The following is a 19,963-nucleotide window of genomic DNA, read 5'->3' as shown; positions in this document are numbered from 1 at the left end:
GGAATCCAGCCAGCCAAACAACATGAAAACGTAGCTCATGAAAATGAAAAGCGCCCCATCTAATAACCAAAAATTACCAAGAATTGCTTGATCAAACTAAGTCATCACGCCTGTACCCGAATACGATACAACACGCAATACACCACCGGCAGTACCACCAGTGTTAATAGCGTTGCCACACCCAGGCCGCCGATCAGGGCCACGGCCATGCTGGAGAAAAACGCATCGTTGATCAGCGGAATCATGCCCAGCATGGTGGTCAGCGCCGCCATGGCTACCGGGCGCACGCGGCTTACCGCTGCACGCACCACGGCATGGTAACGATGCTCGTGTAGCGGCAATTGCACGTTGATTTCCTCGACCAGCACAATGGCGTTCTTGAGCACCATGCCGATCAGGCTCAAGGTTCCCAGCAGCGCCATGAACGAGAAAGGCAAGCCAGTCAGCAACAGAGCCCCGACCACGCCGATTATCGTCAGCGGTACCAACGACCAGATCGCCAGTGCCTGGCGCAGGTTGTTGAACAGCACCACCGTGATGATGAACATGACCACCAGCCCCAGCGGCAGGGAGGCGAACAGGCCGCTCTGCGCTTCGCCCGCGGTTTCGTACTCGCCACCCCATTCCAGCCGGTAGCCCGGAGGCAATTCAAGCGCCTCGACTTCGGGTCGAATCCGCTCCAGAACGCTTGCTGCGGTAACGCCGCTCAGCGGATGCGGTTCGGCATACACCGCCAGCATGCCCTGACGATTGCGGCGCAATATCAGCGGGTCGGCGACCTGGGTGGTGACCCGCTCGATGACTTGATCAGCGGCAATATAGCGACCGCGCTCCTCGCTCCAGACATTCAATGAACCGACGTTATCCACGTCGTGACGCTGCCCGGGCCCCGCCCGAGCGATAATTGGAATCAGGTCACTGCCATCGCGGTAGATACCCACCTGGGCGCCACTGGTATTGAGCGCCAGGGTATCGGCCAGGCCGGCGCGAGTGACACCGAGGCGACGCGCGGCATCCTCGAGAAATACCGGTTTGATGACTTGCACCCGGTTGCGCCAACTCTGTCGCACACTGGTTGCCAGGGGCTCGTCATGGAACAGCGCCTCGACGTCGGCACCAAGTTGACGCAGCACCTCGGGGTCGCTGCCGTAGAGCCGCGCCTCGAGCTTGGCCTTGGGCGCAGGGCCGACTTCCAGCGGCATGATCTTGTAATCGACGTCAGGGTGGTAACGTTCAAGCGCCGCCTCCACCTCGCCCATGCGCTGATGTTGAGTCTGCTTGTCCGGCGTTTCCACAATCAGTTGCGCATAGCTGGCATAACGCTCTTCAGGTGAATAGGTCAGGGTAAAGCGCTGTGCACCACCACCTACCACGGTGGTCAGATGCTCGATACCTTCCATCGCCATCACCGTCTCTTCGAGCTCACTTATCCGCCGCTGGGTCTCGAGGATATCGGTACCCTCCGGCATCCAGTAATCGACGAAGAAGATCGGCGTATTGGAGGCCGGGAAAAAGGCATCCTTGACGAAGGTGAAACCATAGCCGGCGCTCATCAGCACCAGTCCTACCATGACCAACGTTACCCAACGCAGGCGGATACCGAGGGTAATCAGGCGGCGAAACAGCTGGTACACCGCGCCACGATAGGGGTCCTGCTGCGCGTCTCCCCCGCTGACATTGCGAAAGAACATTGCAAAGAAGAACGGGGTCAAGGTCAGCGCCGTCACCCAACTCAACAGCAGCGAATAAAGCAGCACGAAGAACAGCGAGCCGATGAATTCGCCGGTGGTGTCCGGTGAAAGCCCGATAGGCGCGAATGCCGCCACGGCAATCAAGGTTGCCGCGAGCAGGGGCCAGGCATTCTGGCGGACGACCTGATGAGCAGCCTCATGCACCGTCAAGCCGCGCTTGAGTCCCACCAGCATGCCTTCGGTCACCACAATGGCATTGTCGACCAGCATTCCCAAAGCGATGATCAGCGCCCCCAGAGAGATTTTTTCGAGCTGCAGGCCGTGAATGCGCATCATCATGAAAGTACCGATGATGGTAATCAGCAGAATCGACCCCATCAGGATACCGCTGCGCCAGCCCATGAACAGCATCAGCACCACGATAACGATGGCCACCGCCTGGATCAGGCTGATCAAGAAACCAGAGACGGCATCGTCTACGACCTGCGGCTGGTCGTAGACCACGTTGAGTTCCATGCCCACCGGGGTACGGGCCTCGAGCTCGGTCAGGCGCCGGTCGAGACGCTCCCCGACATCGACGACATTCACGCCGCTCTTGAACGATACCCCCAGTGACAGCGCCGGGCGGCCCATGTCGCGATACAGCTGTTGCGGTTGATCGGCCAGATCACGGTAAACCTTGGCAATATCGCTCAGCCGGACCAGCTCTCCATTGCCTTCACTGACGATCAATGCCCGCAAGTCTTCGATATCGGCAGCACTTCCCGTGGGAGAAACCAGAAAGCGGCGTCCATTCTGCTTCAGGTGGCCGGCATCAGCGACGGCATTCTGGGTATCGAGTAATTGTTGCAGGCGCGCAAGGGGAATATTCAAGGCGCTCAGGCGTTCACGATCGACCTCGACGTAGATGCGTTCCGGATGCTCCCCTCCCAGCGAGACCTTTTTCACCCCATCGACCAGCGCCAACTCACGCTTGAGAAAATCGGCATGATCCGCCAGGTCGGCCATCGCATAGCCTTCGCCGGTGAGATTGACCATCAAGCCGAAGACATCGCCGAAGTCATCGTTTATGTGCGATTGACGCGCTCCCGGCGGCAAACGAGGCTGGGCGTCTTCCACCTTGCGCCGCAATGAATCCCATAACTGCTGGAGCTCATCCTCCTGCACGGTGCTTTGCAACTCTATGGTGATCTGCGACAAACCATCGGAACTGATCGAGCTGATGCGCTTGATGCTGGGCATGCCCTGGATCGATTCTTCAAGCGTGGAAGTGACCTCCTGCTCCACTTCCCTGGGAGTGGCGCCGGGATACGCCGTCGTCACCAAGGCGTTGCGAATAGTGAACTCGGGAAACTCGAGCTGGCCCATGTCAAGAAAGGACAGCGTCCCGCCGACGAGCAGCACCACGGTCATCAACCAGCTAACCGCCTTATGGCGTAGAAAATAATCGACCATCTAGAGACCCTGTTCCTTTTCCCAGGGGATGACCGATATCTCGGCACGTAAGCGACTCGCTCCCGCCGCCACCAAGCGATCGTCGGGCGCCAGTTCCCCCCTGACTTCGAGACCGGCCGAGGTCAGCGAGCCGACTTCTACCGGAACCGACTCGATGCTGTCGGGGCTTTGAAAACGCCACACGCGGGCCTGATCGGGGTTTTCGCCCGCATAGCTCACCGCCTCGGGGGGAACCCGCCACACCGGTGTCACGTCTTGAGGCATCCAGGCACTCAAATCCAACCGGACGGTGGCACTCATTCCATCGAGCAAGGTGATGTCGTCTGGCTGGGACAACGTGAGCGTGATTTCATAGGCCAGACTTTGGGCGTCGGCCTGAGTGGTGTAAGACTTGAGTTGCGCCAGGTAGGCAGAGCCATCCTGCGAAAAATACACCTCATGAGCCAGCATGTTGCCAAAGGGAAGCGCGCTGTCGTTGGCGGGAACTATTCGCCGTACGATCTGCTCCGGCAAGTGAAACACCACATCCAATTGGCCGGGCTGCTGGATCACTGCCACCGTTTCCTTGACCTGCACCATTTGGCGGTTATCAACAGGAACGCGAGCAATCACACCGTCATAGGGAGCACGCAAACGGGTATGCTCAAGCTGCTCATCGGCCTGCTCAAAGGCTGAACGGGCCGCACGCAATTGGCTTTTAGCCTCGTCGAAACGCACCTGGCTGATAGCGCCCCGCTCCAGGGTGTAGCGCATGCGCTCGAAAGTCGCCTCGGCCAGCTCCAGGCTGGAACGAGCGCTTTCGAGCTGGCTCCGCGCATTGCTATCGTCGATACGGGCAATCATCTCACCGGCTGAGATTCGCTGGCCCGCCGCGACATTGAGTTCCAGCAGCTCGCCAGCCATGCGAAACGACAGATCGCTGCGGGTGGAGGCTTCAACACGAGCCGGAAAGTGGCGCATCAATGCAGCGCCGGCATCGTCCAGGGTGAGCAGCTTGACTGGCCGGGCTGAAGCGGGCTCAAGCGTTTGCGACTTTTCACAGCCAGCCAACGTCAGCAAAGCCAGAACCCCCAACAGCAGGCGTATACGGATGACAGGCACGGTGACAGCTCCTCGGGAAATGAACGCTCAGCAATCGAAAACAGCAAGCGCATTTAGGGTGAGTGCACATTCACTGACATTCATGAATGTCAGTGAATGTGGGTATACTAATCACCACGAGGCGACTTTGCCATGTGTCGATGACAAGATAGGGATAATTTAACGGGAGCTGTCATGACTCGAAGGAAGGAAGAAGCCGAACGTACACGCGAGACGATTCTCGATGCCGCCGAAGCCACCTTTCTGGCTCAAGGCGTATCACGCACTACCTTGGCGCACATTGCCCAGGCCGCCGGGGTGACGCGCGGGGCTATTTACTGGCATTTCGAAGACAAGGCGGCACTCTTCGACGCCCTGCTGGAGCGCGTGCGCATTCCCATCGATGAAATTGTCGATCTGGCCGAGCAAGGTGCACCGGCTTTTCCTGCCGAGCGGTTACGGCAAATCGCCCTGGGCGCCTTGGAAAGGATGCACGACGATCGACAACTGCAACGCGTTTCCACCATCGTCTTTCACCGCTGCGAAAAGCTTGAAGACTACCACCCCCGGATCAGCGTCATCACACGACTATCCCAGCATGCCCAAACCCGGGTGGAACGGCTTTTCGAAGATGCCAAGCAGCAAGGCACGCTGCGCGCTGGCCTGTCCCCGACCAGCGCCCGACGCCAGTTCCATATGTTCCTGATCGGCGCCTGCTTCGACTGGCTGCAAGACATTGATCAATATTCGCTTGCCGAAGAGCGTGACGCTATCGTCGAGACATTGATGCGCGGACTGTTTGTTATCACGCCTGACTAGCATTTCTAGTCAGTGATATCCTCGATCCAGGTCAGAGCGGCGACACCGCTAGGTAGCCCCAAGGTGGGAATGGCCAATATGGCCACCTGTTTCAGAGCTTCCGGCGACTCGCCTTCTTCCAGGCCGCGCCGCACATGAGAATGCACCGCGCCTTCAGAACCTGCGCCCACAGATAATGCCAGTTTGACCAGGCGGCGGGTACGTTCATCCAGCGGGCCAGTATCGGCACACGCCTTGCCCAACGCTGCGTAGGCGTCCCAGACATCAGGGTACTGCTCGGCCACTTGGCCGGCACCGGATGGAAGTTCTTGTTTAGACATGAAATTTTCCTTCTAAAGAGGAATGACGAAATCAAGGTATGAGCAAGCCACCTAGTCCAGCTTAGCCTCTTGAACGCCTCAAGCAAACACCCCCGCCGAAGAACCACTTTCGATAATGGCTATGCACGACAATGCACGGGACAAGGCGGTGCGGTATGCTTCGCCCGGAAAATTCACCCCACTTTCATCAAGGACACTTCATGTCTCGTCGGCTTGCATTGGCGCTCGTCACTCTCTTCGCCACGCTCTTCACGCTGGCAGCCACCCCCTTGGCTGTCGCCAATACCTTGGTGTTCACCGCCATTCCCGACGAAGACGAGACCCGTTTACAGGAACGCTTTCAGAGCGTCGCTGACTATCTTTCCGAAGCGCTCGAAGTGGATGTACGCTTCATCCCGGTCACCTCCTACGCCGCTTCTGTCACCGCCTTTCGCAACAATCAGGTACAGCTCGCCTGGTTCGGCGGCTTCACCGGGGTTCAGGCGCGCCGCATGGTCCCCGGCTCCATCGCTATCGCCCAGGGCGTTGAAGACCCCGAATACAAGAGCTACTTCATCGCCAACCATGCCACTGGCATCGAGCCCCACGAAGGAGACACCGCCCCGCAAGCGCTGCGCGGCGTGACCTTCAGCTTCGGCTCGCAAAGCTCGACGTCCGGCCGTTTGATGCCCGAATACTTCCTGCGTGAGCACCTGGGCGCCTCGCCCGAGGCACTTTTCGAGCGTGTCGGCTTCAGCGGCAACCACAGCCGCACTATTTCCCTGGTGCAATCGGGTGCCTATCAGGCCGGCGTGGTCAGCTACAAGGCCTGGGAAAATGAAGTGGAAAACGGCGCTGTCGATCTGGATCGCGTCCAGGTGGTCTGGGAAACGCCCACTTACCCCGACTATCAATGGACGGTACGTGGCGACGTCGATGCGCGCTTTGGCGAAGGTTTTACTCAACGCCTGCAACGGGCGCTAATTGATATGGACGATCCCGAACTCCTGGCAAGTTTCCCGCGCAGCGGCTTCATTCCTGCGGAAAACGCCGACTATCAGGAGCTGATCAAGGTCGCTCGTCAGCTCGACCTGCTCGACTGATGACCACTGCCTTGCCCATATTTGCCTTGAAAAACGCTGTCGCCGACTACGGCGAGGTGCGCGTGCTCGGCCCCTTGAATCTGAGCCTTGCGCCCGGCGAACATCTGGCGCTGGTGGGCAAGAGCGGCGCCGGCAAGTCGAGCCTGCTCGCGGTAATGTACGATCACTGGCATGCGCAAGGCGCGGCCCTGATGCCCCAGGACCTGGGGCTGGTCGCCAATCTTTCGGTGTTTCACAACGTCTATATGGGACGCCTGGACCGCCACCCCTGGTGGCGCAACCTGCTTACCCTGGCCCGCCCCTTGAAAGGTGATATTGCCGAGATCGACGCTCTGCTCACTCAGCTCGGTATTCCAGAAAAGTGCTGGACGCCCTGCGGTGAACTCTCCGGCGGTCAGCGCCAGCGCGTCGCCGCCGCCCGAGTGCTCTATCAACAGGGCAGGATACTGCTGGCCGACGAACCCGTCTCGGCGCTGGACGGCCCTCAGGCGGAAAGCGTCATCCGGGCATTACTCGCGACTTATTCGATGTCGGTGCTGGCCATGCACGATCTCGACCTGGCACTGCATTTTTGCACCCGGGTCATCGGTATACAGGATGGCGCCATCGCCGTGGATGCGCCCAGCCGAACGCTGACGACTGCCGATCTCATGCCGCTCTACTGATGCCCTTGACCCCGACCGCACGTGTCAGCCTGAGCCTGATAGCGCTCGCACTGGTATGCCTGTCACTGGGCGATTTCGAGATCAGCACTCACGCTCCCTGGCAAGCGCTTGGGCGACTCTTCATGGGTCTGGTTCAGCCGGACCTGTCACGCGTCGACTTTCTCGGCGAGGCGATCCTGCGTACCCTGGCCTTCGCCTTCGTCGGGGTGGGGCTGGGTGCCGGCGCCGGCTTTCTGCTGGCGCTTGCCTTTCAACATCTCTGGGTGCGCACCTTCTGCGCATTCATCCGGGCGATTCACGAGCTGTTCTGGGCATTGATCTTTCTGCAGAGCTTCGGCCTGCACCCCATTACCGGGGTACTGGCCATCGCCATTCCCTATGCGGGTATTTTCGCCAAGGTTTACGCGGAAATTCTCGACGAGACCGACCCAGAGCCCGCCCGCACCTTGCCCCATCGAGCCGGGCGGTTCTCGGCACTGCTTTACAGCCGAATCAGCCAAGCCTGGCCACATCTGGTCAGCTACACGTCTTACCGCCTGGAATGCGGCCTGCGTTCGAGTGCGGTGATCGGCTTCGTCGGCATGCCCACTCTCGGTTTTCACCTGGCGGGCGCTTTTGCCCAAGGCCACTACAACACCGTCGGCGCCTTGCTGATTCTGTTCTACCTTCTGATCGGTACGCTGCGGTACTGGGTGCGCCCGCGGTTGCTGCCCTTATACCTGATCGTAGCGCCCTTCTGTCTGGGCACAGGTCTTCCCATCATGTGGAGCAACGTCTCGCGTTTCTTCACTCACGACATCATTCCCGCCCCGCTTCGCCAGGGTGAAGGTATCGAGGGTCTACTACCCTGGCTCGGTGAGCTTATGCTCAACCAGGCGCTGCCGGGCATCTGGAATACCCTGCTGCTTACCCAGATAGCCTTGGCGCTGACCGGAATACTCGCCATGGCGCTATTTCCATTGATTTCACGCCACTTCACCGGAAAGCTCAGCGGAACTTGCGGCTATGTAATTCTGGTGGTGATGCGTGCCACCCCGGAATATCTGCTGGCATTCATCCTGCTGCAGCTGTGGGGGCCTTCCATGCTGCCCGCCGTGGTGGCGCTGGCGCTGCATAACGGCGGCATCATCGGCCATCTTGTGGGCAGGCGCAGCAACACAATTCAGCTGCGCCAGGATGCACCCAAGGGCATCAACCGTTACGCCTATGAGATCGCTCCTCGGGTCTACGGGCCCTTCATGGGGTTACTTTTCTATCGCTGGGAAATCATCATGCGCGAAACGGCGATTCTCGGCATTCTGGGCATCGCCACCCTGGGTTTCTACGTCGACAGCGCTATTCAGGAAATCCGCTTCGACCGCGCCATGCTGCTGATCCTGATCACCGCCTTGCTCAACATCGGCGTAGATATCCTCGCTCGCCGCCTGCGGGCGCACCTGCGCCTGAGACACAGCATTAACCGCAAGCACTGCTGAAAAAGGTGCATCGATAGCATGCACCTTTTGTTTCACCCCGGCACCCATTACAGTTTGGTTACTCCTGTTCAGTATCCGTGTCGTCGGTATTCGTGTCGTTTTGATCTTCCGGACTCAGCATGTCGGCTGGGCCTTCGGTGCCTTCTGTCCCCACGGGGGACGGCGGGGTCTGGTTTTCGGTATCAAGCCTGTTGCGCTGGTTGGTGTCGCCTTGCTGATTAACGCTTGCGTTCTGGCGAGCGGCATCTTGCAGTCCCTGTATATAGCCCTGCCGGTAACCTCTTATCAGGCCTTGCTCAAGCCCTTCTTCCTTACCCTCGATGTAGCCCTGCAAGAAAATGTGAGCATCTTCCTGATTGCGACCTTGCGACTGGTCATACCGGCGATCCTGCTGATATCTCTGCCCGTGGTCATATCTATCGCTATCGCGCCGATATTGCTGACGGTCTTGTTGCTCATCCCATGGCCGGCTACGCTGCGGGTCTCTTCGGCCGTAATCATCATCATAGCCATTGCTGTCGCTTCGGTATTGACGGCGTTGATCCTCCCAACCCTGGGCGCGCTGGCGATCCCTTTGGTCGTAATCACCGCCGTAGCGTTCGTCACGATATTGCTGACGATCCTGGTTATCCCTTGATTGATAACTTTGCTGATTTCTTTGCATATTATCGTAACCGTAGCCATCGCTGCGGCTATCTTGTTGTGCAACCGCCATGTTTGTAGCAAGTGCAGTCGACACGGCAGTCGCAATGACCAGTTTTTTAAACATAACTCCTCCGAAAAACGATTAACCACTTGGTTTAAAGCAGCTGGTACTTAATCACTAGCTGTCAGAACTGGCTTAGTTGCGGTACTGGTTATAGCGGTTGCGATCCTCATCACGCCAGCGGTCATCACGACGATCCTGGCCGCGCCACTGCTCATCACGACGATCCTGACCGCGCCAGTGGTCATCACGATGATCCTGACCGCGCCAGCGGTCATCACGACGATCCTGGCCGCGCCACTGGTCATCACGACGGTCCTGGCCGCGCCACTGGTCATCCCGACGATCCTGGCCGCGCCAACGGTCATCCCGACGGTCCTGGCCGCGCCAGCGGTCATCCCGACGATCCTGGTCGCGCCAGCGGTCATCCCGACGATCCTGCTGATAGCGATCACGGTCCTGATCGTGCCACTGATTGTCCTGGCTGTAGGAACGATTGCGATCTTGATCTTGCCACCGATTATCTTGGTCCCATTGCTGCGCCATAGCAGACCCGGTAGTCGCCAGTGCGGTCGAAATTGCTGCTGTAATGAGTAGCTTCTTGAACATGACCATCTCCTTTAGTCATTAGACGAAACTCAAGTGTAGCTTGAAGGGTGTCATAGCCAAGCCATACAGCAATCAAGCTAGCTGCCATTTCTGCAAATTAAAAATAGGCACGCTTTATTTTTTCAAACAATCACCACCTATTAAATAAACGTTACTTTAAAATATTATTGACTAAAAAATTCAGTCTATTTTCTCGAATGGCCATAAAAAATAGGAACAAGGCATGTCATTCTTGCTACTACAACTTCCAAACTGACTAAATGCAGTTCCAAGGCTCAGCGACTACATTAATTATGAGAAAGGTGGGCCTGAGAAAAAAACTGCAATGAACCCTGCGCATGGCGAGGTGTCGATGCGCGTAAACTTCATGGTGCAAGGTAGCCGACATAATGCAACATCGAGCTTCAAGGTTCCTACGTTGGTGGTGGCTTGTCCCGGTCATTCTGGTGGCGCTTATCGTCGCTGCGGTGGAACTAATGTCCTGGAATTTTTTAAAGCCTGTCATCACCGAGCGTATCCAGGAGGCAACCGGGCGCTCGGCAGCCATTCACGGCGATGTGGGAATCAGCCTATTTCCTCGTCCGCAGCTGTCGCTTCACGAAATCGAGCTCGACAACCCCGAATGGGCCGGTTCCTCGCACATCCTCAAGGCGCAGCGCGTCAGTATTTCACCATCACTCAGCGACCTGATCCAAGGTGAGGTCGTGCTGGATAACATTGAAATTGCCGGCTCGACCCTGAATCTGGAGCGACGTACTGAGGCTCCCGGTAATTGGGTGCTTGGTGAACCAGCCAATCGACAAGCGCAAGCCGATGAAGACACCGCCTCGCCTTTGGATATCCGCAACCTCTCGCTATCCGACTCAGAGGTGCGTTACTGGACTGCCGAGGCCGACACTCCGCTCGAACTCTCCGTTTCATCTCTGCAGATGCAAGCGGATGACGAAACCTTGCACACCCAGGCGACACTGACATTTCAGCAACGACGCTTTGAACTACAAGCACAAACTGACCCCATCGAGGCCTTCATCGACGATGCCCAGGCATTCGGTGGCGAGTTTACGCTCAGCTCCGGCGAGAGCCAGCTCACCAGCACCTTTGAGGTTCCCCAAGCGCCGGTATTGGATCGATTAGAGGCGAATGGAGAGCTCAGCCTGCACAATCTCGCCGACTGGTCACAATGGCTGAAATTACCTCAGGTCGAGTTGGATAGCCTCGAGATAGCGGCACGCCTGGAACGCCAAGGCAGCGAATGGCGATTACACGACATCGACACAGCAATCGCCCAGAACCGGGTAACCGGCGAGCTGACGATGGATACCGCCGGTGAAGCGCCCAGCCTTGATGGTCAACTGCACTCATCGCAACTCGATGTCGCTGCTCTACGCGCAGCCTTGCCGGAATCCGAGGAAGAGGGCCTATCCGTGCCCGTGTTACCCGATCTACGCGGAGACGTTGCTCTGTCCGTAGACCGTCTGATACTGGAGCAAGCGGTACTTCAGAACGTTCAAACTCAGGTGCAGCTTGCCGAACACTCGGTTGCGCTTGAACCCCTGACGTTTGAGATTGCAGACGGCAATGTCGAGGCACAGGCAAGCCTGACCAGTAGCCCTGAAAGGGTTACCGCAGAGGCCCAGATCAGCCTGCAGAATCTGGACATGACGAAACTAAGCAGTACCCTGCCCGCCGGCGACACCCTGGACGCCGAACTCTCTCTTGAGCTTCAGCCACTCGAGCAACGCTCGACGTTCGAGCTCAATACGCTGCTTGCCCAGTTACGTATCGACAATGCTCGTCTGGCTTATCGCAACGCCGAGGCCGGCAGTGACCTCGAGGCGACACTCGAGACCACCGGCGAGCAAGAGCCGCCACGGCTGCTGCTCAATGTGAATGGCACCTTCCGCGACAAGCCGCTGGACATGCAGGTCAGAGGGGCTCCGCTACCCAGCTTGGTCGACCTGGAAGATGGCTCGCTGCAACAGGATTACCCGCTTGAAGCCGAAGCCACCTCAAACGGCTTGTTTGTTCAGGCGGACACCACCCTGGCCTCGATCCTGGCACCTCAGACGCTTGAAGCGGATGTGGTCCTCGACGCGGATAGTAGCCGGGCCCTGGAAGCCTGGCTCGGCCCAGTTTTGCCTCCTTTGCCCGAGTTTCGTCTCGCGGGCCGCTTGAGCCGTGATCATGAACAATGGAACGTCACTGGGCTTGAAGGTGAGATAGGCTCGACCAATGTCAGCGGAAACGTTGAAGTTTTCACTACCGAACGCCCGGCAGTGAACGTCGACCTTGAAGCCGGGCGCATCGATATCGCCCAGTTGATTTCCGCTACGACTCAAGCGTCGGACGATGAAGCACAGGCTGATGAAGCACAGGACGACTCCCTGCTGGCGCCGCTGCGCAGCTTCGATGGACAGCTGGAGCTAAACGCCAATACGTTGGTGTTACCCAACGGGCTCGAGCTGAATGAGCTTGCGCTGAACGCCGAACTGGAAGAAGGCAGGCTACAGGCAGAGCCTCTCCAGTTTCGCCTGGGAGAAGGTTCAGTTATCGCTAACCTTGCACTGGACGCGACGCAGCTACCCGCCTCGGGGCAGATGGATGTCGATTTCGACGACATTTCATTGGCCAGGCTGGCTGACACCTTCACCCCCATCGAGGACCGGCTTGGCAAAGTTTCCGGAGAGCTGCACCTGGCAATGAGTGAAACGCTCCCCGGCGACAGACGCGATGATTTGCTGTTGCCGTTCATCGGCCGTCTGAGTTTCGAGCCTTCGGAGCTGCGTTTCAGTGACCCACAGGCCGACACCCGACTGACCCTGAGCCTTGAAACCCAAGGCCCCGCCGCTGGGGCGCAAACGCTCCAAATGCAAGGTGAAGGGCGCTACGATGGCGCACCGGCCTCGCTCAGTCTACGAGGCGACCCCTTGCTCAATGCCCGCGACCCGGACCGCCCCTATGCGGTGGATCTCGAGGCGGATATCGTCGACACTCAATTGAGGCTCCAAGGGACGCTTCTGCGTCCTCTTGCGCTGGAAGGGCTGGACCTTGAACTCGCTCTAGAAGGTCCGAACCCACAACGTCTGAGCCGCCTGCTGGGCTTTGCGCTGCCGCAGCTCCCTGCCTATTCGGTATCGGGAAGTCTGGACCTGGAAGAGCAGCGCTGGACGTTCACCGACATGCAGGGGGTGATTGGCGATAGTGATCTCAATGGGCGCCTGGCACTCGACACAAACGTCAGGCCGCCTCGACTGAGCGGGGAGCTGAGCTCCGAGCATCTCGATATCGCGGATCTGGGCTTTCTCGCCGGAGTAACGCCGGAGGAAACCCAAACCGATGATCGTTTCGTCCTGCCCGACACACCCATCATTACCGAGGCATGGCAAAGGGTGTCGGCGGATGTAAGCTACAGGGGGCAATCCGTGCGCGCCAGGGATATTCCATTAAGCAACGTGGTCATCGACTTTGCTCTTCAGGACGGGCGCGGGCAGTTCGAACCCGTGGGCTTTGGAGTTGGCGAAGGAAGTGTCGATCTCACCCTCGACCTGGACGCCGGCACCCAACCCCCCAGCGGCACGATGCAAGTGGAAGTGCAGGGAGTGGATCTCAACGATGCGCTACGCAACTGGGATCTGGCTGACGACAGTGTCGGCACCATCGGGGGACGCGGCAAACTCTGGGTTGAAGGCGCTTCAGTCGCCGAGTTATTGGCTTCCGCCGATGGCGGCGTGGTCTTGCTGATGACTGGTGGAAGACTCGAAGCATTGCTTGTGGAAATCGCCGGCCTGGATGCCGGTCAGACGTTTCTGAGTTGGGTGCGGGGGCGTGACCCCATCCCGATTGATTGCGCGTACGCCGATCTTCAGGCGAGAAACGGCGTTACCCACCTGGATACTTTCGTGGTGGATACTGACGACACCACATTCACGGTGGGCGGCCAGGTGGATCTGAATACGGAACGCCTGGATATCAGCCTCATAACCCATCCCCAAGACCCTAGTGTCTTTGTCGGACGGTCGCCGCTTCACCTAGGGGGCACCTTCGATAACATCGAAGTGAGCGTGCATAGCGAAGAGCTTATAATGCGAACCGGCACCAGCGCTGCGCTTGGCGCCCTTGCCGGCCCCATTACCGCCCTCTTGCCGCTAGTGGATGTAGGTACAGGTCCTGACATGCAATATTGCCAAGGCTTGATCAATCGTTCTCGCGAAGCGATACAAGAGGGGGGCATCGAATAATGCGTCAATGCCACTGGTTCAGCGCCCTGATGCTAGGAGGGCTACTCCTAGCCGGGCTTCTGGTCGGCTGTGCCGACACCCCGGTCAATGAATCCGCCAGGCTCGCGCAGCAAGATTCGGCTGAAGCGGTACAGATCAAGGCCCGGCTTCTCGAAGCACCGGACCTGGCCGGTTCGGCCATCGACGTCGATCTGGAGGGCGACCGAGCCATTCTGGGCGGTTTCGTCGAGACCTCGCAGCAGCGCGAACGGGCTGAAGCCATTACGCGGGACCATGAGCAGGTGAATGCGGTAGAAAACAACATCACCGTTAAATAACGCAGGCTCTCAGCCGCCGGTCATGTTCATGAAGCGCACCACCTGCACATCACCGTCGGTGGTGAAATGATGACGTTCGGGCTTGAAACGCATGGCATCGACAATCGCTGCCTTGAGGCGCTCCATGTCACCGGGATGGCGGCGTATCACGCTGCGCAAATCGACCGAATGCTCATTGCCCAGGCACAGCAGCAAACGCCCCTCGGCGGTGACGCGTACCCGGTTGCAGGCCTCGCAGAAGTTATGGCTGTGCGGCGAGATAAAACCGATGCGCGACTCACTGTCGGCCATTCGGTAATAGCGCGACGGGCCTAGGGTGGTTTCGGTGGTGGGTAATAGCGCGTGCTGGGCTTCGATGATGCTGCGCACCTCGTCACTGGAACAGAATGTCTCAGCACGATCGTGCTCGCTCACCTGCCCCAGTGGCATTTCCTCGATAAAGCTGATATCCACGTTTTCGTTGCGGGCGAAGTCGACCAGATCGAGAATTTCGTCGTCATTGCGCCCCTTGAGAATCACGGCGTTGAGCTTGATGCGGGTAAAGCCCGCCTCGCGGGCCGCACGGATGCCGTCAATGACCCGCTTGAGGTCGCCGGTGCGAGTGAGTGCCCGGAAGCGCTCGGGCACCAGTGAATCAAGGCTGATGTTGAGCCGGGCAAGGCCGCCCTGGTGCAGCGCTTTGGCATGCTTGACCAGGCCGCTGCCATTGGTAGTCATGGCGAAATCACGCAGCCCTTCAAGGCGACCAATTGACCCGACGAGCGTTTCGATCCCCTGACGCACCAGCGGCTCGCCGCCGGTGAGACGGATCTTCTCCACGCCCAGCTCGACGAAGGCTTGCGATACCGTGGCGATTTCCTCAAGGGTCAGCACTTGAGCGCGTGGCAGGAAGGTCATCTCCTCGGCCATGCAATAGACACAGCGAAAATCACAACGGTCGGTCACCGATAACCGAACATAGCGAATCGTGCGGCCGAAACCGTCAACCAGGACACTCATTGGGTATTCTCCATAGACACCTGCAGTCGGGCGATCAGCTCACCGACATCAGCTGAAACTTCAGTCACTTCATCCTCACCATAGAGCATTCCGCGCCGCTTGCGAAACCCACGTTCATAGAGCTTGACGTGTTCGGTGGGTTCAACGCCTGCATTGGCCAGGCAATGACTGGCGCAATGTAGCTGACAACCGTCGATCGCAACGATAGGACGACCGGAGCGTGCCGTGCGTACCAACCCTTTCACACCGCCGCCGACACCGGCGATACAGGACATTTCCGCTACGCCGCCATGATCCAGGCGCAGTGCCACGTCATTGGCCAACTGCGCTACATCGGAGCAGCCAGAGCAGGCATACACCAGGGTGGTGGCGGTCTTTTGACGGGCACGTTGTGGCATTAGGTATCTCCTTCTATCAAGCAGTGACGCAAGCGTTCCTCATCGATGATCGCTAAATGGCGGCGGTCCACTTGCATGATGCCCTGGTCACGCAACTTGGCCAGCAAGCGTGACAGCGTTTCCGGCGTCATGGAAAGCTGAGCGGCAAGCCAGTAGCGGGGTATGGTCAATGGCAATGTCTTGGGGCGCTGATGGCGCCCCGGGGGCAATTGGCGTAGCAAATAACTGACCAGCCTGGCCATGGCGTCGGACTGAGTCACCAGCACCAGGTCTTCCAGGCGCTCACTCAACTCAAGGGCCATGCGGCTCATGAACTCAGCACGACAGGCCGGGTAGGCATCCAGCTGTTGGCGACATTGTTCAGCGGGAATCGCCAGCACTCGGGTATTACGCAAGGCTTCCGCCGAGTAGAGATAAAACCCGGTGTGCGATGCCATGCTCAGTTCGCCCAGGGTGCCTCCATGCTCCACGCAACGTACGGTAGCCAAGCGTTTCTCACCGACACCATGCACCAGACGCACGGCGCCACTGAGCACGACATACAGCCAGTCCGCTTGCCCGTTCTGGTGAAAAATCCACTCATGCGCTTTCAGCGTCTGTACGTGAGAATGCTTCAGTAGCATTTCCACGTCGTTGATCTCAAGTGCCGCCAGCCAGCTGACCCCCCGGATCAGCTCCTGCAGGTCGGCTGCATTTGGCGGCCCCTCAGGTGAGGAATTGGCTGCAGGGGCAATAGGTAACGTCATCGCCTTTTTTCACCTCACTACTTGGGTCTATGATCAGGTAGCCATGGGCCACCGCTGCGGCGCTCAACATGTGCGACCCCTGGCCACCTGCGAGCAACGCCACCGGCCCTTGCTCGGAATCCTCGAGTACCACCCGCAGACATTCGTAGCGTTGGCGGTTGGCACGATGCGCAAAGCCTGCTTTGACGGTAAAACGTTCAAGCCGATGCGATGAGCGTCCCTGACAGCCCTGAACGAATGGCAAGGTGAGTAACTGCCAGCCCACCAACGAGGCCACGGGATTGCCCGGCAGGCCGATCAGCGGCACGCCGGCGGCGCTAGCATCGTGCAGGGTGCCGAAGGTGAAAGGCTTGCCGGGTTTGAGCGCGATGCCATGAAAATGCAGGCTGCCCAAGGCATCCAGTACCGGCCGCACATGGTCTTCCTCACCGACCGACACACCGCCGGTACAGATCACCATGTCGGCGCTGTCGCGTGCCTGGCTCAATGCCGTTCTTAGCGCTTCGGCGGTATCCGCAATGATGCCTTTATCCACCACCTCGCAGCCCTGCTCCGCCAGCAAGGCTTTCAGCATGGCCGCATTACTGTTGTACACCTGGCCCGGCAGGCGTGGCGTGCCCGGCTCGATCAATTCGTCACCCGTGGATAGCAGCGCCACCCGCAACCGCCGCTTCACGACGACCTCGGCAATGCCATGACTGGCAAGCAGCCCGATGGCCGCCGGACTCAACCGCTCACCCGCCGCCAGCACTAGGTCGCCAAAACGGGCTTCTTCCCCACGGCGGCGAATGTTGGCGCCGAGCGTCACTTCCTGAGCGACATGTACCCGTCCCTGCTCATCGCAGTGGACCCGTTCCTGGGGAACCACGACATCGGCTCCCTGGGGGACGGGAGCCCCGGTGAAGATGCGCGCACAACCGCCACTTGGCAGGCTCATCACACCGGCACCGGCGGGAACACGCACCATCACCGGCAGGCCGTTTCCTTGGCGTTGGCTCTGCTCAAGCTCGGCCAGGCGCATGGCATAACCATCCATGGCGCTGTTATCTTCGCTGGGCAGATCCAGGGCTGCCAGGGCGGATGTCGCCAACACGCGTCCTGCGGCCTGAGAAAGTGGCAACGTCTCGCTGTCCATGAGCGGCACGGCGGCTTCGATCAGCCGGGCGCGAGCGTCCCATAGGTCAAGCAGGCCGGTGGTGGGATTATCCGCACAGCCACAGTTCATATGCTGACCTCCTGCGCTATTTCGGTGGAGCGGCTGGCACAGTGCTGAATACCAGGCAGTACCATGGCCACGAAATTGCAGGGCCGGGTCCGTGCATCCAGTTGCGCCGCGATAATGTCATTCCAGGCAGTGGCGCAGGCCTTGGGTGACCCCGGCATGGCGAAGATCAGCGTGCGGTTGGCCACGCCGGCCACCGCACGCGATTGAATCGTTGAGCCACCGATAGTCGCATAAGAGCGCTGGCGGAATAGCTCGCCATAGCCATCGATGGTCTTGTCGAACAGCGGCGCCAGCGCTTCCGGCGTGGTGTCACGCACCGTGAAGCCCGTACCACCGTTGACCAGCACCGCCTGGATATCCTCGCGGGCGATCCATCCGCTGACCACCGCACGGATACGATAGATATCATCAGCAACGATCCGGCGTTCGACCAGCACATGACCTGCCGTGAGCAGGCGTTCGCTGAGCAGGTCGCCGCTGCCGTCCTGGTCGAAACCGCGGGTATCCGAGACGGTCAATACCGCAAGCCCTAGCGCAACGAAAGGGGTCTGTGCATGAACATGGGCCATGGCAATCTCCACTACTGCATCAATGAACCGGCGGCATCGTCATCCAGGGTGACGCCCTCGACGCCGATATCGGCTTCCAACGCCAGAAGGTAATGGCGCAACGCCCGGCGGGTGGCTTGCTCGCGCAGGCTGTGGCGTACATGGTCGGCGACTTGCTCGAAGGGTAACTCACGCCCTTCAATGCGCTTGTCGATCAACACCACATGCCAGCCATAGCGAGATGCCAGAGGCCGCTCGTGCAGGCCTTCGGGCAGGTGCTGCAGGGCGCGGTCCAACTCGCCCACCGTCTGACCCGGCACCAGCCAACCCAAGTCACCGCCCATCTCCTTTGACGGGCAGGCGGAGTGGCGTTGAGCAAACTCGTCGAAGCGCTCGGGAATCGACTGGAGCTCCTTGACCAGTGACTCGCCTAGCCGGTATTGGGCATCGCGCGCCGAGGCGTCGTCGGGTGCCGCTGCCAACAGAATGTGGCGAACGCTCATCTGGGACGGCTCGCTGAAACGCGCCGGGTAGGATGCATGAAAGCGACGGCAATCTTCCTCCGAGGGGGCAGGCACATCCAGCTCCTGCTCCAGCAGTTCAGCGATCACCGCATCGCTTTCATCTTCCATTCCACAAACGTCTGCACCTGCCTCCATCAGGCCAAGCTCGATGGCGCGCTGGATCAAAAGCTCGCGCACCACCAGGGCACGTGCGGCCTTCAGCTGTGCGGTGCCCGCGCTGTCTGCCGGGTGGTATTGCATTTCCTGAGCGATGCTTGCCTCTTCGATAAGAGTCTCACCGACCCGAACCGGTGGGGGGCTTACGCCCCCGGGTAGCTGTTCGATATCGATCATTTGCATGTCATTTTTCCTTTACGCATGGCCGGGCAAAACCAGTGTTTAGCCGCGGCGGCGGACAATCTGATAGCGCCGAGTAACATAACCGAACGGCACGCTCCACACATGCACCAGACGAGTGAAGGGGAATAACAGAATAATGGTCAGGCCGATGAAGATATGCAGCTTGTAGATCCAGTGAACCTCGGCCATGTAGTCAGCCGCACCCCCACTGAAGAACACGATGGATTGCGCCCAGCTGGAGAGTGTCAGCATCATTTCACCATCCAAGTGACCCAGCGAGAAAATGATGGTCACCATGCCCAGCGCCGCCTGGAAGACGATCAAGCCGAGAATCAATGTATCCATCATGCTCGACGACGCCTTCACGCGTGAGTTTGTCAGGCGTCGATAGAGCAACATGGCGCCGCCCACCACGCACATGGCGCCGGCGATGCCGCCAACCACGATGGCAATCAGTTGCTTGGTACCGGCATGCAGGAAGGGCTCATAGACCCAATGGGGCGTCAGCATGCCGAACAGATGGCCGAAGAAGATCACGATGATGCCGACATGGAAGAGATTACTCGCCAGGCGCATGTTTTTCGAGGACAGCATCTGGCTGGAGCCTGCCTTCCAGGTGAACTGGCCATGATCGTAGCGCATCAGGCTGCCGAGCAGAAATACCGTGCCGACCAGATACGGATAGTAGCCGTAGATAAGATGTTGCAGGTATTCAATGAACATGGCG

Annotated in this window: 18 protein-coding genes; 6 read left to right on the top strand and 12 right to left on the bottom strand. The window is 59.0% G+C overall.

Going from position 1 to position 19,963, the window contains the following annotated elements; all coding sequences use genetic code 11:
- Positions 1–104: 104 nt before the first annotated feature.
- Both LG290_RS01595 and LG290_RS01590 read right to left on the bottom strand, forming a co-directional pair.
- On the bottom strand, positions 105–3,146 hold the full coding sequence (locus LG290_RS01595; RefSeq protein ID WP_499835971.1) for an efflux RND transporter permease subunit: 3,042 nt from the start codon (positions 3,144–3,146) through the stop codon (positions 105–107).
- The gene (locus LG290_RS01590) at positions 3,147–4,247 is read right to left on the bottom strand and encodes an efflux RND transporter periplasmic adaptor subunit (RefSeq protein WP_499835970.1); all 1,101 of its coding nucleotides are present in this window, start codon (positions 4,245–4,247) and stop codon (positions 3,147–3,149) included.
- A 174-nt stretch (positions 4,248–4,421) separates the two neighbouring features.
- Here LG290_RS01590 and LG290_RS01585 point away from each other — a divergent pair, with 174 nt between their 5' ends.
- Entirely contained in the window at positions 4,422–5,045 is a 624-nt protein-coding gene (locus LG290_RS01585; RefSeq protein WP_160419359.1) for a TetR family transcriptional regulator, read from the top strand.
- 5 nt (positions 5,046–5,050) lie between these two features.
- Here LG290_RS01585 and LG290_RS01580 read toward each other — a convergent pair whose 3' ends face one another.
- Entirely contained in the window at positions 5,051–5,365 is a 315-nt protein-coding gene (locus LG290_RS01580) for a carboxymuconolactone decarboxylase family protein (RefSeq protein WP_160419358.1), read from the bottom strand.
- Positions 5,366–5,565: 200 nt separating this feature from the next.
- Here LG290_RS01580 and LG290_RS01575 point away from each other — a divergent pair, with 200 nt between their 5' ends.
- From LG290_RS01575 to LG290_RS01565, 3 genes are read left to right on the top strand one after another with little or no spacing between them, the layout of a single operon-like run.
- A complete protein-coding gene (locus LG290_RS01575) occupies positions 5,566–6,447 on the top strand; it encodes a putative selenate ABC transporter substrate-binding protein (protein WP_499835969.1) in 882 nt (293 codons plus the stop codon).
- Positions 6,447–7,112 (top strand): ATP-binding cassette domain-containing protein, encoded by a 666-nt coding sequence (locus LG290_RS01570; protein ID WP_499835968.1) that lies wholly within the window; start codon positions 6,447–6,449, stop codon positions 7,110–7,112. Before LG290_RS01575 ends, LG290_RS01570 begins: the two co-directional genes overlap by 1 nt.
- Entirely contained in the window at positions 7,112–8,587 is a 1,476-nt protein-coding gene (locus LG290_RS01565) for a PhnE/PtxC family ABC transporter permease (RefSeq protein WP_499835967.1), read from the top strand. The genes LG290_RS01570 and LG290_RS01565 overlap by 1 nt, the downstream gene beginning before the upstream one ends.
- Positions 8,588–8,645: 58 nt before the next feature.
- Here LG290_RS01565 and LG290_RS01560 read toward each other — a convergent pair whose 3' ends face one another.
- On the bottom strand, positions 8,646–9,356 hold the full coding sequence (locus LG290_RS01560) for a hypothetical protein (protein WP_499835966.1): 711 nt from the start codon (positions 9,354–9,356) through the stop codon (positions 8,646–8,648).
- Positions 9,357–9,428: 72 nt separating this feature from the next.
- A complete protein-coding gene (locus tag LG290_RS01555; protein WP_499835965.1) occupies positions 9,429–9,902 on the bottom strand; it encodes a hypothetical protein in 474 nt (157 codons plus the stop codon).
- Between the two features lie 389 nt (positions 9,903–10,291).
- Between LG290_RS01555 and LG290_RS01550 the strand changes: the two genes are divergently transcribed.
- Positions 10,292–14,140 (top strand): AsmA family protein, encoded by a 3,849-nt coding sequence (locus LG290_RS01550; RefSeq protein ID WP_499835964.1) that lies wholly within the window; start codon positions 10,292–10,294, stop codon positions 14,138–14,140.
- On the top strand, positions 14,140–14,457 hold the full coding sequence (locus tag LG290_RS01545; protein ID WP_499835963.1) for a BON domain-containing protein: 318 nt from the start codon (positions 14,140–14,142) through the stop codon (positions 14,455–14,457). The genes LG290_RS01550 and LG290_RS01545 overlap by 1 nt, the downstream gene beginning before the upstream one ends.
- A gap of 9 nt (positions 14,458–14,466) precedes the next feature.
- Here the strand turns inward: LG290_RS01545 and moaA are convergent, their stop codons facing one another.
- Genes moaA through narI form a run of 7 tightly spaced genes read right to left on the bottom strand, consistent with a single transcriptional unit; the run spans position 14,467 to position 19,959 of the window.
- On the bottom strand, positions 14,467–15,456 hold the full coding sequence (gene moaA, locus LG290_RS01540; protein WP_499835962.1) for a GTP 3',8-cyclase MoaA: 990 nt from the start codon (positions 15,454–15,456) through the stop codon (positions 14,467–14,469).
- Complete coding sequence (locus LG290_RS01535; protein WP_499835961.1) at positions 15,453–15,854, bottom strand: putative zinc-binding protein; 402 nt, start codon at positions 15,852–15,854, stop codon at positions 15,453–15,455. Before LG290_RS01535 ends, moaA begins: the two co-directional genes overlap by 4 nt.
- Entirely contained in the window at positions 15,854–16,600 is a 747-nt protein-coding gene (locus tag LG290_RS01530) for a Crp/Fnr family transcriptional regulator (protein WP_499835960.1), read from the bottom strand. Before LG290_RS01530 ends, LG290_RS01535 begins: the two co-directional genes overlap by 1 nt.
- Positions 16,560–17,825 carry a molybdopterin molybdotransferase MoeA gene (locus LG290_RS01525; protein ID WP_499835959.1) on the bottom strand — a complete coding sequence of 422 codons (1,266 nt, stop codon included), beginning with the start codon at positions 17,823–17,825 and terminating at the stop codon, positions 16,560–16,562. Before LG290_RS01525 ends, LG290_RS01530 begins: the two co-directional genes overlap by 41 nt.
- Positions 17,822–18,394: a molybdenum cofactor biosynthesis protein B gene (moaB, locus tag LG290_RS01520; protein ID WP_499835958.1), complete on the bottom strand. Its 573-nt coding sequence runs from the start codon at positions 18,392–18,394 to the stop codon at positions 17,822–17,824. The genes LG290_RS01525 and moaB overlap by 4 nt, the downstream gene beginning before the upstream one ends.
- A gap of 11 nt (positions 18,395–18,405) precedes the next feature.
- Positions 18,406–19,236 (bottom strand): peptidylprolyl isomerase, encoded by an 831-nt coding sequence (locus LG290_RS01515; protein WP_499835957.1) that lies wholly within the window; start codon positions 19,234–19,236, stop codon positions 18,406–18,408.
- Positions 19,237–19,275: 39 nt separating this feature from the next.
- The gene (narI, locus tag LG290_RS01510; protein ID WP_499835956.1) at positions 19,276–19,959 is read right to left on the bottom strand and encodes a respiratory nitrate reductase subunit gamma; all 684 of its coding nucleotides are present in this window, start codon (positions 19,957–19,959) and stop codon (positions 19,276–19,278) included.
- Between the last annotated feature and the right edge of the window lie 4 nt (positions 19,960–19,963).

This window comes from Halomonas sediminis (genome assembly GCF_044871105.1).
GTDB classification, from domain to species: domain Bacteria; phylum Pseudomonadota; class Gammaproteobacteria; order Pseudomonadales; family Halomonadaceae; genus Vreelandella; species Vreelandella zhuhanensis.
The sequence above is the reverse complement of the archived record's forward strand: the minus strand, read 5'-3'. Positions and strand labels throughout refer to the sequence as shown.

What these genes read in the sequence shown, in the direction of transcription:
- LG290_RS01595 (WP_499835971.1), bottom strand. Translation starts at nt 3,146, where the DNA reads ATGGTCGATTATTTTCTACGCCATAAGGCGGTTAGCTGGTTGATGACC.
- LG290_RS01585 (WP_160419359.1), top strand. Translation starts at nt 4,422, where the DNA reads ATGACTCGAAGGAAGGAAGAAGCCGAACGTACACGCGAGACGATTCTC.
- LG290_RS01580 (WP_160419358.1), bottom strand. Translation starts at nt 5,365, where the DNA reads ATGTCTAAACAAGAACTTCCATCCGGTGCCGGCCAAGTGGCCGAGCAG.
- LG290_RS01575 (WP_499835969.1), top strand. Translation starts at nt 5,566, where the DNA reads ATGTCTCGTCGGCTTGCATTGGCGCTCGTCACTCTCTTCGCCACGCTC.
- LG290_RS01570 (WP_499835968.1), top strand. Translation starts at nt 6,447, where the DNA reads ATGACCACTGCCTTGCCCATATTTGCCTTGAAAAACGCTGTCGCCGAC.
- LG290_RS01565 (WP_499835967.1), top strand. Translation starts at nt 7,112, where the DNA reads ATGCCCTTGACCCCGACCGCACGTGTCAGCCTGAGCCTGATAGCGCTC.
- LG290_RS01560 (WP_499835966.1), bottom strand. Translation starts at nt 9,356, where the DNA reads ATGTTTAAAAAACTGGTCATTGCGACTGCCGTGTCGACTGCACTTGCT.
- LG290_RS01555 (WP_499835965.1), bottom strand. Translation starts at nt 9,902, where the DNA reads ATGTTCAAGAAGCTACTCATTACAGCAGCAATTTCGACCGCACTGGCG.
- LG290_RS01550 (WP_499835964.1), top strand. Translation starts at nt 10,292, where the DNA reads ATGCAACATCGAGCTTCAAGGTTCCTACGTTGGTGGTGGCTTGTCCCG.
- LG290_RS01545 (WP_499835963.1), top strand. Translation starts at nt 14,140, where the DNA reads ATGCGTCAATGCCACTGGTTCAGCGCCCTGATGCTAGGAGGGCTACTC.
- moaA (WP_499835962.1), bottom strand. Translation starts at nt 15,456, where the DNA reads ATGAGTGTCCTGGTTGACGGTTTCGGCCGCACGATTCGCTATGTTCGG.
- LG290_RS01535 (WP_499835961.1), bottom strand. Translation starts at nt 15,854, where the DNA reads ATGCCACAACGTGCCCGTCAAAAGACCGCCACCACCCTGGTGTATGCC.
- LG290_RS01530 (WP_499835960.1), bottom strand. Translation starts at nt 16,600, where the DNA reads ATGACGTTACCTATTGCCCCTGCAGCCAATTCCTCACCTGAGGGGCCG.
- LG290_RS01525 (WP_499835959.1), bottom strand. Translation starts at nt 17,825, where the DNA reads ATGAACTGTGGCTGTGCGGATAATCCCACCACCGGCCTGCTTGACCTA.
- moaB (WP_499835958.1), bottom strand. Translation starts at nt 18,394, where the DNA reads ATGGCCCATGTTCATGCACAGACCCCTTTCGTTGCGCTAGGGCTTGCG.
- LG290_RS01515 (WP_499835957.1), bottom strand. Translation starts at nt 19,236, where the DNA reads ATGCAAATGATCGATATCGAACAGCTACCCGGGGGCGTAAGCCCCCCA.
- narI (WP_499835956.1), bottom strand. Translation starts at nt 19,959, where the DNA reads ATGTTCATTGAATACCTGCAACATCTTATCTACGGCTACTATCCGTAT.